The 13749-nt window shown below is 63.0% G+C and carries 10 protein-coding genes; 3 read left to right on the forward strand and 7 right to left on the reverse strand.

Annotated elements, in window-relative coordinates:
• The 5 genes from KF838_11580 to pdxA form a co-directional block, all read right to left on the reverse strand.
• Positions 1-810, reverse strand: coding sequence for a hypothetical protein (locus KF838_11580; protein QYK47416.1), 810 nt, complete (start codon positions 808-810; stop codon positions 1-3).
• 410 nt (positions 811-1220) lie between these two features.
• Positions 1221-2048 carry a hypothetical protein gene (locus KF838_11585; protein QYK47417.1) on the reverse strand — a complete coding sequence of 276 codons (828 nt, stop codon included), beginning with the start codon at positions 2046-2048 and terminating at the stop codon, positions 1221-1223.
• Positions 2049-2832: 784 nt separating this feature from the next.
• Positions 2833-3765 (reverse strand): tetratricopeptide repeat protein, encoded by a 933-nt coding sequence (locus KF838_11590; protein ID QYK47418.1) that lies wholly within the window; start codon positions 3763-3765, stop codon positions 2833-2835.
• 153 nt (positions 3766-3918) lie between these two features.
• A complete protein-coding gene (locus KF838_11595; GenBank protein ID QYK47419.1) occupies positions 3919-5460 on the reverse strand; it encodes an MATE family efflux transporter in 1542 nt (513 codons plus the stop codon).
• A 51-nt stretch (positions 5461-5511) separates the two neighbouring features.
• Positions 5512-6606 carry a 4-hydroxythreonine-4-phosphate dehydrogenase PdxA gene (gene pdxA / locus KF838_11600; protein ID QYK47420.1) on the reverse strand — a complete coding sequence of 365 codons (1095 nt, stop codon included), beginning with the start codon at positions 6604-6606 and terminating at the stop codon, positions 5512-5514.
• Between the two features lie 92 nt (positions 6607-6698).
• On the opposite strand from pdxA, the gene KF838_11605 reads away from it, so the two are divergent.
• The 3 genes from KF838_11605 to KF838_11615 all read left to right on the forward strand — a co-directional run bounded on the left by KF838_11605 (position 6699) and on the right by KF838_11615 (position 12019).
• Positions 6699-7751: a hypothetical protein gene (locus KF838_11605; protein QYK47421.1), complete on the forward strand. Its 1053-nt coding sequence runs from the start codon at positions 6699-6701 to the stop codon at positions 7749-7751.
• A 1385-nt stretch (positions 7752-9136) separates the two neighbouring features.
• Positions 9137-11107: a biosynthetic arginine decarboxylase gene (gene speA / locus KF838_11610; GenBank protein QYK47422.1), complete on the forward strand. Its 1971-nt coding sequence runs from the start codon at positions 9137-9139 to the stop codon at positions 11105-11107.
• A 30-nt stretch (positions 11108-11137) separates the two neighbouring features.
• On the forward strand, positions 11138-12019 hold the full coding sequence (locus KF838_11615; protein ID QYK47423.1) for an FRG domain-containing protein: 882 nt from the start codon (positions 11138-11140) through the stop codon (positions 12017-12019).
• A 35-nt stretch (positions 12020-12054) separates the two neighbouring features.
• On the opposite strand, the gene KF838_11620 is transcribed toward KF838_11615, so the two are convergent.
• The gene (locus KF838_11620; protein QYK47424.1) at positions 12055-12351 is read right to left on the reverse strand and encodes a hypothetical protein; all 297 of its coding nucleotides are present in this window, start codon (positions 12349-12351) and stop codon (positions 12055-12057) included.
• A gap of 525 nt (positions 12352-12876) precedes the next feature.
• The gene (locus KF838_11625; GenBank protein QYK47425.1) at positions 12877-13725 is read right to left on the reverse strand and encodes a HEAT repeat domain-containing protein; all 849 of its coding nucleotides are present in this window, start codon (positions 13723-13725) and stop codon (positions 12877-12879) included.
• Between the last annotated feature and the right edge of the window lie 24 nt (positions 13726-13749).

Genomic DNA, 13749 nt, shown 5'->3' on the forward strand with positions numbered 1-13749 from the left:
TCACGCTTTCACCATCAGTGTCTCGTTGACAGACTCGGACCGCTCGATCCTCTCCGCGACACAATCCGGCAGCATCATCGACAGCGAGGCAGGGTTCTTCAGCTCGATCTCACCCGAGAGCTCGTGCTTGCTCTGCCGGTACGCCAGTGCCCAGTCCACCTGGAACGTACCGACAGGGAGCCCGCGCTTCGAACGCAGCTGATCGCCACGGTGGCGCACCCAACGGACCATCGACGCGATCTCCACGCGCACTGGCGTGCCCTGCGCCTCGTGCGTCACGGCGACAGGCTGGTGGATCACGCCGAACGCGCCCGGCTGGCACCGGAACGCAAAGTGAACATCTCGCGCGCCCTTGTGACTGAAAAAGACCCCCGCGGGCGGCCGGATGTGGATCACCGCCTCGCACTCTCCCTCGTACCGATTCTGGTAGTAGAGCGACAGCTCCGCCTGCTGGCCCGTGTCAACGCACCCGCCCACGCGGCTCCCGCCCGAGAGCGAACTCGACGATGACATCGGGCGTGTGCTCGTCACGCGGAAGACCGGCATGAAGCACAGCCCGTCCTGCTCGTAGTACCGACCGCTCCCGATATGCGCCAGGCGATCGGGCATCTTGTCCTCAAGCAGATGCACATACGCCAGACTCGCCGCAAGGAGAAAGACCGCCGACAGCGACGCGTAGCGATGGAAGTCCGTCGAGGGCGGCAGATGCTCCAGCGACGCGAACGCCGCCACACACACCCATGAGAACACCCCCCACACGAGCGCAAAGGCGAACAGAACAGTCAGGATCGTGTTGCGACGCTCGTGCATGACGGCCTCCGGGCTCTGGCCCCGGCGACGCTCCACGCTCACGCGGCCGACACACACTCACGCGCAACACACGACAACACACAGCCGCGCCAGCGCCGAGACGCTCGCTCGGAGCGTTCGGGCACAGTCCACGTGCGTCCCGAGATGTCACTTCTGGGAGAGCGGCAGCACGCAACCCCCGGAAACCGACACGTCGGGGCTTCGAATCCGGTCACTGGGTCGCGGTGGCCCGCGCCGCCGCAACCCAAACCACCTGCAGCGGCAGCATACCAGATCAGGCCCCACGATGGAATGGCCGCCATCTCGGTGGCATTCCCCACAAACGAGAAACTCCCCGGCGAGGTGCCAGGGCATTGTAGAACATCATCTTGCCGAGGGACCTCGCGGGAAATATGCAACTCTGCCGGTTTTCACGCACTAAACGAGACCATCTCCCACCCTCGGCTCCTCAAAACCGGAGACCACTTGTCGAAGTACGCGGCCCACCTTCCATCGTCTTTCGGGAAGCCCAGCGTGGCATGGCCATCCCCGCTCACTCGACCGAAACGGGAGATGCTCAGACTCAGATCGTAGACCGTTGCACCAACATCCCGACATGCTTGATTGAGAAACGCACGGATCGCGTCGAAGTTCGCGACCATGCCCTCAATGTAGTAGAAGCCAACGAGCCGGATGTTCGGCGCATGCTTGATAAGCACCTTTGTTCCCGGACAGCTCGACAAGCCGGACCCCTGCACAACCTCCATCCCGGCCTGTCGGAGCGCGCCGATCAAGTGGTTCGACGCGCCCGCGGGCACGAATCCGCGGCATTCCAAGGCCAGACTCGAAGAATCGTCCGAGAGCTTTGCGTAACTCTGGATACTTCCATCACCGCGGATGATCGGGGTCACCGAAAGCATGGTTGTATCCACGACAGGGTGCTCCAACTCGATCCCTGACAGAGGAGCCGACGCGGCGATCTGGAGCGCCTCAGCCTTCTCGTGCGTCTCCTTGATGCTGGGCAGCAACTCTAGTTGCAACTCGCCTTCCTCGATTTGAGGATTGGGAACAGCCACAATCGGACTCACGGAGCGCGGCTTGTTTCGAAGATACTGAATCGCGAGCGTTGACCACACGCCGCAGGACAGCGCGGCGGCCCCGATGGTGTATGGATTCGTTTCGACAGCAGCGAGAGCCAGTGCGGCACCTGTCGCAACCGCTGCTCCCGCGCCCCAGATCTCAGTGCCATTCGGTTGCATGCGTGTATCCTCGATTCTTTCGTGCAAAGATGTCTGTTCGTCGCACGAGATAAAGCAAAAGCAACACCACCAACCACGTCATGACGACGCAATACCCCCAATAGTGTGCATCGTCAACTCTCGGATGGCGTGAAAATGGCACCGCAAGCATATAAATCGTCGGAATCGTAGCCAGACAAAGAGCGATCTGCGTCCAGATGGCACCAAGAACGCAGCCCATTATACAAACAAATGACGTACATGCGGACTCTATCGGACTTAGTATACCCACGGGTCGAATCCACCACTGAAGCATCGGGAGGATCTCACACCACCCAGCAGAATTCGCTCTGTACTCGTACGCAAGCATCCGCAAAGCACCCGCGCTTGCGAAGCCCGCCGAGCAGCATCGCTGCATCTCGTGCTCGAGTTCGTGTCGAAGCACAAACAACTTGCGGATGCGCGATCGATCGTTCCACACATCATCGCGGCACCCGATGAAGTCAAAGAAGCCCGCTCCAGAGATCTCAACAGGGTCGTTCGGCGCATGTGACCACCCCACCGGACCCTTTGCATATGTCATGAAAATGCGCCCCTTTGGCAGGGCGGCGCAGTGCGTGGGGGCCTTGCAACTCCGAGGGCGCTTCCTCGCTCGCGTCAGGAGGGTCTCAAGCTCCCACTCCAGAACCAACGACCGGTTCTTCGGGTCTTGTGGGGCCGATGCAGCGGCCAACCGCAGCTTCCTCTTGCGCATGAGAGAGAAAGTAAACGCTGGATCCGAGAACGTCAAATCTTGCGATCTGCCTCAGGCGTCCAATGCCCTCAGCGACATGCCGTGCTCGGCCAGACGCTCCTTCACCTCGACGAGCGATGTTGCGCCGAAGTTCTTGACGCCCATCAGTTCCGCTTCGGTGTGGCTGGCGAGGTCGCCGAGCGTCTGGATGTTCAGCAGCTGCAATGCCTTACGGGCACGGACCGAGAGCTGGAGATCGGAGACCGACTTGGCCATGACCGCCTCGCGCCCGGAGCCCTTGAGCTGCTCCATGATCTGGCGGCGTGCCGCACGGTGGGCATCCTCAAGCCCCTGGCCGAGCCGCAGCCCCTTGGCCTGGAGCATCTTGCGGATCTCAACGAGCGAAGACTCGCCGAAGTTCTTGTACGCCAGCAACTCCGCCTCGGTGATCCGGAGCAGATCGCCGAGCGTGCGGATGTTCATCTTCTTGAGGCAGGTTCGCGCCCTGACCGAGAGCTCGAAGTCCGTCACGGGTGTGTCGTAGAGTGCGCGACGCTTCATCACGTCGCGGGTGTCCTCTTCCTCGATCACCATCTCACGAGCCGCCTGGACATCCTTCATGTAGAGCCGCGCCCGGGGGTGGTTCGGGTTCGTCTCGAGCACCTGACGCAGGCACCGCTCGGCCCGCACGTAGTCGCCCATATCCTCGTACATCACGGCGAGATTGATGAGCGCGTTGATCGCGGCCGGCGGCCTGTCGCACACCGTCTCGTACAGAGACATCGCCTCGTCTTCCTCGCCCATCTGATCGAGCAGATACGCGAGCTGGAACATCGCATCCACGTTCGTCGCGTCCGAAGCAAGGGCCCGGCGATACTCCGCCACCGCACCGACCTTGTCGCCCGCAAGCGCGAGCTGCTCCGCAGCTCTGATGTGCTTGACCGCCTGCTCGGCGTTCTTCGCACTGCCCGCACCGATGACCATGTCCATCGCGCTGTTGCTCATATCGACACTGGCTCCAAACCGCAACCCGACTCGGTCGTCGCCGATCCGCCAGCATTGGCAAGATGACCCGACCCCACGGGCGCGAACAGGACTATAGGTGCCGCCTCGACCCGCACGCCACACCAAACAACAGACATATCCAAACAAAGACCGTTATTGGTCGACCGGGACCGACGCCTTCTCAGTTTTTGCCGGATCAACCGGGGTCTCCGGGCCGTTCGCACGGCGGAGGAGATCGATCCGCTTCCACTTTCCCTGCACGAATCTGAAGCAGACCGCCACGCCCAGCAGGATGATGTACGACGAAGCTCCGATCCAGGGTCCGAGCGAGCCGAGAGACGGGAAAGCTTCGATTGCCAGATGCCCGCCCCCGACGATGCACACCCAGGCGAGGATGATGGTCGCCACCCCGGGCCAGATGGTGTCTCCGGCTCCACGCAGCGCGCCGATCATCGTGATGCCGAGCGCATCGAACAACTGGAAGATTGCCGCCGCGATCATCACGCGTGAGCCGATGGCAATGAGTTCCTCGCGTTGTGAGGCGTCCATGGTCGGCTCGACAAAGAGCTCGATCGCCTGATACCGGAACAACACGAACCCCAGCGCGCACACCCCCATGTAACCCAGCGTCATCCCGAGCCCGAGCATCGTCCGTTTCACGGCAAGGTCCGGGCGCTTCATCCCCATGCACTTCCCGACCTGGGCGGTCACGGCGATCGAGATCCCGATCGCCGGCATGAACGCCAGGTGCATGTACCGCAGCGCGATCCACCCCGCGGTGTTGTGCACCTCTCCGAAGTGGCCGATCAGCACCGCCATCAGGTACGACCAGCAGATCATCTCATTCCCGAACATCAGCGCGCCGGGCCAGCCGATGCGAGCGATGTCGCGCACGTGGGCGATCGAGAGACGGCACGCCCGCCTCGTGCCGTATAGCGCGTTCATCCGTCTCCCGAGGAAGATCGCCATCGGGATCGCCAGTTCAACGATCGTGCCCAGCACCGTCGAGATCGCCGCGCCGTTCACGCCCAGCCGCGGGATTCCCATCGCGTCGGCGAAATCGGCCGTCATGCCGAACCACGCGCCCAGCACGCCCCCGGTGATCGACTGCTCGGGTCCGAAGATCAGCACGCTGTTCGCAACCAGATTGACCGCGTTCCCCGCCAGCACCGCCACAAGCACGATCATCGGCTTGTGCATTCCATAGAAGTATTGCGCCACGCACCGCGCGCTGATCGTGAAGATCGCGCCGGTAAGCAGGATCCGTGCGTACGCCGACTCCATTCGCAGCAACTCATCGGAGTGGTTCGACAGCCGCTCGAGCGCGAACGGGATCACCGCCGCGAACGGCAGCATCAGCGCGACCCAAGCCAGCAGGCACATCCAGAGCCCCGCCCACGCGTACGCCGCGCCGCGCTCGGGTCGCCCCGCCCCGAGGTTCTGCGACACGTATGTGTTCACGACCGTGATCAGGCCCATGACGAGCGAGATCGGAACGAACGCCGCGACGCCCCCGTTCCCCTGGGCCGCCACGTAGATCGGGTCCGGCCCGATCCGCGAGACCATTAGCCCATCCACAAACTGCATCAGCGTGTACGAGGTCATCGTCGCCACCACGGGCGCGGCGATCGCCAGCATCTCCATCAAGGGCGAACGCTCACGCCCGCCGCCCAGACTCGTCGGCACACCTTCCATCACGACCTCTTGATCCGCGTTCCCCACCCTCGCCCCGGTGCCTCTTCCCGCTCACTCTGAGCCCGACATCCGACCAGCCATCCGAACCGCCTGATCGATCGCCGCGCCCATGCTCCCGGGATCCGCGAGATTCCGCCCCGCAATATCGAACGCCGTCCCATGATCCGGACTGGTTCGGACCGTAGGCAGCCCCAGCGTCACGTTCACCGCGCGATCAAACGCGAGCAACTTCACCGGAATCAACCCCTGGTCGTGGTACATCGCCACCACCATGTCGTACCGCGGGGGCCTCTTGACCGCCGCGTTGAAGACCGTGTCCCCCGGAAACGGCCCAAGAACATCAATCCCCTTCGCCCGCGCTCGCTCCATCGCCGGCACGATCACCCGTTGCTCATCATCCCCGAGCAGCCCGTGCTCTCCCGCGTGTGGGTTCAACCCGCACACGGCCAGCCGGGGCTTCGCGATCCCGAGCCGCACGCACGCCTCGTGCCCCATCTCGATCACATCCAGAACCCGCTCTGCCGTCACCGCCCGCGCCACCTCCGACAGCGGAATGTGCGTCGTCACCAGCACCACCCGCAGCGGCTCCGCCTCGAACATCATCGCCGCACGCTCCGCCCCAAGCCGCGCCGCCAAGAGCTCTGTGTGCCCCGGGAACTCACCATGTCCCGCCAAGGCCCACGCCTCCTTGCTGATCGGCGTGGTCACGATGGCGTCTGCCCGCAACGGATCGCCCGGCACCCGCTTCGCATCCGCGATCGCATCCTCCACATACTGGAACGACAGCGCACCGCCCGCCGCCGTCGACCGCCGCTCATGCACGGTGAGGGGGGGCGGCTTGGCCTCCAGACCCGCATCATCCAACCCATCCGAATCCACAAGCACCACGTCCGGCCCGCCGGTTCCCAACACATGCGGCAAAGCGTGAGCCCTCGCACGCGGCACACGCACCCAGTACGGCTCGATCCCCGCGCCCCGCGCCGCCTCCAGCATCGCGGCCGACGACCCATACACCCGATGCCGCGCTCTCCCGCGCCGCGTCGGATCCGCCAGCGCCTTCACCACCACCTCCGCGCCGATGCCGCCCGGATCTCCCATGGAGATCGCAAGAACAGGCCGCTGAGTTTGGGCGGATGGAGAGGGCATGTTCGATGGTATGGAGTACGCCTCCCGTTCTGGTAGACTCACAACGCAGATCGGCAACACAATGTCTTCACGATCGCTGCTGTGAGATCAGGATGTCACCACGCCATATGAACACGTTGCGATCGATTGTGGCGTGGGTTCCGATCGCCGCAGGTCTCGGTGTCCTGCTCGCATCCGCAGCGTGCGCAATCGCGCTTCAGAACCGAGGCCATGCCAACGAACTATGGTGGTACTCCTACGACCCCGCCCGGCATGCAGGACCCGGCCCGACTGTCGCCCGGATCGGACTTGTGGTCCGAAACGACGACACTGATCGGAGGTCCCTCATCTGCGGCTTTCCGCTCCTGTGGCTTGAGATCCGAGACACGCACGGATTTGACCAGCTTGTACATCACGCACCCACCCGGCACACCCTCGAAGCCGCAGAGAGAGACGCGCGAGTTCGGGTGCATTGGGGCGCACTTGGCGTGAACGCTTTGCTGCTGGGCGCCCCAGCCGCGGCGGTACTCGCTGCTCTCAGGCGCAGACGAAAGCCCTTTGTGTGCCTGCTAGTGCTCTGCGCTTCGGGCTGGATCACGTACTGCCTCGCGCTGGTGGCGTGGATGGTCCCCGCCCCCGGGATCGGCGCTCGTTCGCAGGTTCACGGCTCAGCGGAGTCGCTGGAACGCGCGACGGGAGTGGAACTCAATCCCCAACCCTCAGGCACGGCATTTGACGGATTTCACCGGAGATCTCTCTGGCTCGACAAATCCTGGTACTCCTACACCCCCTACGAAGAGGTTGGTGGTTCGTTCGCCCCAAACGGCAGGGCGTACTCGTGGTCAAGAACGGGGCTTCCGTTCCGATGTCTGGCCAACGGTGACAAACCCGACATCTGGTGGCAGGTGTCGCCGGACATGGCGTCGATGTACGCGCGGCGGTACCTCCTGACGTGTCGAGCCATGCCGATTCCCTTCGTTGCCAACACGCTACTCATCGCGCTCGTCCTCGGTGGCACGGTTCCGGCGTGGCGGGCGGTTCGCAGACGCAGACGCACGCGTCGCGGGCTGTGTACTCAGTGCGCGTATCCGCTCGCCACGTTGCCCGACCCGATCTGCCCCGAGTGCGGCAGTCCCGTGTCTCGCATCACGGAGGCGCCTCCATGATCCGCCGCGTATTCAGAACATGCTGCTGGATCGTGCTCGTGCTCAGCGCGGGACTTTGGATGACGAGCGAGTTCGGAAGAACCCACGTCCTTTGCGACAACGGCCCCACAAGGATCTACGTCTTCCTGAGTCGCGGCAGTCTCGATGTCGGCTGCTGGTCGGCCGACAGGGTCACGACGATTCGCCCGCTCGGCGCACTGCCGTCCCTCGCTTCGCCGGAGTTGTATTGGGTCTCACACGGCAGTAAAGAGCGAGCGTGGCTACCGAACATCGACTTCTGGTCTCGGGTCGAAGTTAACTTCTCGATTCCTCTATGGATCCCCATGATTGGTTCTCTCTCGGGTGCCTTCGCCACTCGGCGACGCCGGCGCCTTGGTTGTTCCGCCTGTGGCTACGACACCTCGCGCTCCACACTCCCCCTCTGCCCCGAATGCGGAGGATCGGTCCCCCGCACCACGGACGAACACCCATGATCCGTCGTGTATTCAGAACATGCTGCTGGATCGTGCTCGTGCTCAGCGCGGGGCTTTGGGTGGCATCGGAACGGTGGGCGCTTCACGGATACGTACAAGACGTGCTCACGCAAGGCGACGACTTCTACCTCGGCCTTCAACGCGGCGCTATACGCATTCAGTATGAGCAGACCCCCATGGGATTCGATCTGAGCAGAATCCTCGGCCCACCGCGCAATGAATGGTCCATTCGCGGGATAAGTAAGTTCCCTGACAGAACGTGGCTTCCGCACTGCTATATCCAGGTCAATCCCGACTGGAGCCCTTGCGTCATGAGGTTGGTCGTGCCCGCATGGCCCTGTCTCTTGGTCGCCGCAGGCGGCCTGATGCTCACGCGCCGCCGCCGCATTCGCACAGGCCACTGCGCCTCATGCGGCTACGACACCTCACGCTCCACACTTCCCCTCTGCCCCGAATGCGGCACGCGGCCCCCCGACTCCTCCGATCCCGACCCCGCCTCCCCCAACTCTTCCCCTTCCTCCTCTGCCCCTTTGCCCCTCAGTCCCTCTGCCCGTTCTCCATCTTCTCCGCGTTCCTCCGCGTCCTCCGCGTTCAACTCTTCTGCTGATTCCGACTCCTCTTCGCGATCTTCGCGACCTTCGCGTTCCAACTCCTCTCCCCCACTCCTCTCCCGCCCTCCGCATTGAATCTCCTTCACCTTCCCCACCCCCCGCGATTCTCCGTAAAGATCGCGCAAGGGCTTGTCGCGACTCGCAATCCGAGTATGCTTTCTGCTTGGTGGCCGATCCTGGTGGCACTGCTCTCCAGAGCAGTGAGCAGACCCAGGGAACGCCGCTCTCCAGAGCGGTGATCCAGTGCCACATCGCACCACGTCCTCCGCTCTGGAGAGCGGAGCCACCTGGAAAGCACTCGATGTCCAGCGTCTCCGCGCCCCGCAACACATTCCTCCACGGCAAGTGGACCGTCGACGACTCCGCCGCTCTCTACGGCATCCCCGACTGGGGCAAGGGCTATGTCCGCACCACGCCCATCGGCACCCTCGCCGTCACCCCGGACAAAGACCCCGCTCGCCAGATCGACCTCCACGAACTCGTGCAGGGGCTCCGCGAGCGCGAGATCCACACCCCCGTGGTCATCCGCTTCACCGATATGGTCCGCCACCGGCTGACCGAGATGCGCACCGCCTTCGACGCCGCCATCAAGGAGCACGAGTACCAAGGGACGTACTCGTGCGTCTACCCGATCAAGGTCAACCAGCAGCGCCAGGTCTGTGAAGAGATCCGCGACATCGGCGTGACGCTCAACTTCGGCCTCGAGGCCGGCTCCAAGCCCGAACTCTGGGCCGTGCTCGGCATGACCACCAAGCCCGAGCACCAGGCCATGCCCATCATCTGCAACGGCTTCAAGGACAACGAGTTCATCGAGACCGTCATCCTCGCCACCAAGCTCGGCCGGCACATCATCCCCGTCGTCGAACGCTTCAGCGATCTTGAACTGATCGTCAAGCACGCCAAGCGCTACGGCGTCCGCCCGCGCATCGGCGTCCGCATCAAGCCCAGCAGCCCCGGCAAGGGCAAGTGGGAAGACTCCTCCGGCATCCGCTCGAAGTTCGGCCTCTTCATCTCCGAGCTCCTCCAGGCGCTCGAGTACCTCAAGCAGAACGACATGGCCGACTGCCTGCGCATGATCCACTTCCATATCGGATCACAGGTCTGCGACATCCGGCAGCTCAAGAACGCCGTCAACGAGCTCGCCCACATCTACACCGAACTCAAGAAGCTCGGCGCGGGTCTCGACACCATCGACATCGGCGGCGGGCTCGGCGTCGATTACGACGGCTCCCAGTCCGCCTGGGCCAGCAGCATCAACTACACCATCAACGAGTACGCCTCCGACGTCGTCTACCGCATCCGCCAGGCCTGCGACGATGCCGGCGTCCCCCATCCCCGCATCATCTCCGAATCCGGGCGCGCCATGGTCGCCTATTCCAGCGTGCTGGTCTTCGACGTCGTCGGCAAGAGCCGCTTCGCCTCCGACCCCAAGCTCGAAGAGATCAAGCAGATGCTCGCGAAGGAGGAGGAGCCGCCCCAGCCCGTGACCGATCTCGTGGACGCCTTCGAGCGTCTCTCAGATCGCAACATGGTCGAGGTCTATCACGACGCCGTGCAATCGCGCGACGAGGCCCTCTCCCTCTTCAATCTCGGCTACATGTCACTGACGATGCGCGCCTCAGCAGAGCGCCTCTTCTGGGCCATCGGGCGCCAGGTTCTCAGCCGCAGCCATCGCCTCGGCGAGCTCTCCGAAGACCTCCAGAACCTCCCCGAACTCCTCTCCGACATCTACTACTGCAACTTCTCGCTCTTCCAGTCCATGCCCGACTCCTGGGCCATCGACCAGTTGTTCCCCGTCTGCCCGATCCATCGCCTGCAGGAAGAGCCGACCCGCCGCGCCGTCCTCGCCGACATCACCTGCGACTCCGATGGGAAAATCGACCACTTCGTCGACAAGCGCGACGTCAAGAAGATCCTCGAGCTCCACGAGATCAAGGACGACGAGCCCTACTACCTCGCCGTCTTCCTCGTGGGCGCGTACCAGGAAGTCCTCGGCGACCTCCACAACCTCTTCGGCGACACCCACGTCGTCCATGTCTCTTTCGACGACACCCCCGGCGCAGACAACTGGGACATCGACGAGGTGATCGAGGGCGACACCGTCAAAGAAGTCCTCGGCTACGTTCAGTTCGACCATGAGGACCTCGTCCGCGACATGCGCAAGGACGTCGAACGCGCCGTCAAAGGCGGCACCATGTCCGTCGCCGAATCGCAGAACCTCCTGAAGTTCTACGACCAGGGGATGGAGGGGTACACGTACCTAGAGGGGTGATTACGTCAGTGGGTGTCCGATATAGGGAGGATGTCACTGATGGTGTCGGATGAGACACACGATGTCGAGACCATTCATTGCTCCTCATGGGATGATTTTCATCGACGCGCCCGATACTCAACGCAGTCGTACGAGCGACTATTCCGCGGACAGCGCGACACTACCTGGACCCTCACTGCTGCGATTCATCGCCATTTGAATATGCGAGACAAAGATGATCGCAAGCATATGGCAATATACGAGTGTGATAAACTAGAGAAATTTAAGGTTCTGGCATCAGGACTTCGTAACTTTCGACAAACTGCCAGATGGGACGAGAACACTTGGTGGGCGCGAGCACAACACTTCGGACTTGCGACACCCTTACTCGACTGGACAGAGAGCCCGTTTGTTGCGGCCTTCTTTGCCTATGCAGACGCGGTTAATCACTCGAATCCGACTATCCGCAACGGCAGGTTGCCAGATCTTTTTGAACAAGTGAGCCCAGTCGCTGTCTGGGAGTACTCCGTTCCTGATCGAGAACCTGTTGAAGAACTCGAAGTAATCAGCGTTGACATGGCGTCTGGAGAAAGACAGCGTTCTCAAGGCGGTCGATTTACACGAATACGGACGCTGGCTCATACCGACATGATCGCGCTACTTCGAGATCGCAACCGAATGTCTCTGCTGCGACGTTTTATTCTTCCGGGTGAGCAGGCTGGTGACGCTCTCCACAGCCTTGACCAAATGAACATACGCTACACGTCGCTGTTCCCAGATATTGAGGGTGTGGTACGCCATGTAAACTTTGAGCATTACTTGTGGGCGCAGTCCTTTGTTGGAGCGGCGATAGAATCCATGCGAAACGACATTACGACTGGATTGTCGTTGGTGGATCCAAAGGATCGCAAATCGTCGACTAAACTACCATAGTGTAGCTGCTGTGGGCTGCTGGACGATGGCTCGCCTCACGGCAACGAATAAAACCCGCCGCCCATGTCCTTCAGTTGCTTCGTCCGGGCAAGTTCGGCCCACACCGCGCGTGGGAAGTCGTTGGGCGGGATGATCCCCATCACGTCCGACTTCTTCCCGCTCGTCATCGGCCGTCTCGCGCCGAGCTTCGACTCCTGATCCAGCTTCGTCAGCTTGATCCGCTTCTTGAACGCATGCATCGCGCGCTTGAGCGTCTCTTCAGGGATCGCCCCACCATCTGCGCCACCGGCCGCACCAGCCCCTGCCGCACCTGCATTCCCGGGCTCTGTCATCGCACGATCTCCTTCGCGACGGTCGCGACGTTCTCACCCACATCCAAGTGATGCTACCACAGCGTCGGCCCGTACCTTGCCTGCATGCCGCACGGAACTCCTGGTGATCGGCGCTAGCCCCCTCGATTCTCGTTCATCATGTTAAGGACTCGGCTGAGTGGCCCACTGCGCGGCACTCAGAATCAGACCTCGCTAGATATTGCACGCCGTGCATGCTCGTGACCGAGGCGTCCTGGTCGTCGGTGCTCGTGCCGTCAGGGCGCAGGCACCCCCGTGGTGCCCCGATTGTTGTCACCTCGCGCGTCAGCAGCTCTTGGCTCTTGATGTGCCGCACCATCGTCTCAGAGATCGCCTCGTGCAGGCCCGCGTCACACAGTCGCGGACGAATCCACACGAACCTGGTCTCCGCGTCCGGCGTCTTGTCGGCGAACGACAGCCCCACAAACTGATAAGGTCCATGAGCGCCTCCTCCAGCCCAGGGTCCAAGAAGTTGAACCGCCTTCTGGAGCATCAGACACTTGAGCATCAGCCGCTGCCGGGCGGGGGCATGCCGACGGGGACCGAGGGCGCCTGTCGGGGCGGCTGCGGCACGAAGGGGAGGTACTCGATGGTCTTGCGGTCTCGCTCGTACCCGGGGAACCTGTAGACGCTGCGTGCCGCGAAGGTGTCTTGGGTCCCCTCGTTCCACGCGGACCACGCCTTGCGATCGACGCCGAAGTCCTGCCCGGTCAGCGTTCGCAGCGAGCGCCGGGCGGTGCTCGTGACGAGGAAGCTCTCATCGGCGAGCGCGGCGATCAGGGCGCGGACGACGCGGTTCTCTGCGTACTGGCCGAGCGCGTCGGCGGCCTCGGCGCGGACCTGCGCATCCGGCTCGGCCTTGGCGACGAGTTCGCCCTGGCGGATCGCCTGCATGAGCGGATCGATCGCAACCGGGTTGTGGATGCGCTGAAGGGCGCGGGCCGCTTCGAGACGGACGATGCGATCCGTGTCGGTCAGGCGTTCGACGAGGAGAGGGACGTGAACGGGGTTGCCGTGGTTGGCGAGCCCGCGGACCGCTGCGGAGCGGACGGCGGGATCCTCATCGGAGGCGTTGTTGATGAAGAGATCGAGGTAGACCGGCTCGCTCGCGAAGGGCGCGTTGGCGAGGAGGTTGGTGCCTCGGTAGCGACGATCGGCGTCGTACTGATCGACCGACATCTCGACTGCGTCGGCGGGTGTCGGTCCGGTGAAGAGGTCTTGCAGGATCCCCTCGGAGCCGGGTTTGATCCCTGAGAAGAGGGAATCGGCCGTCTCGCACCCGCCGAGCGCGAGGAGCCCGCCGAGCTCGAGGAGCAGGAGCGGAGCGAGCGTGGTGGTGTGGGGTCGTCGGGGCATGCGCGAACCAGTATAGAGCGGGAC

Source organism: Phycisphaeraceae bacterium (assembly GCA_019454185.1).
Taxonomy (GTDB): domain Bacteria; phylum Planctomycetota; class Phycisphaerae; order Phycisphaerales; family UBA1924; genus JAHBWV01.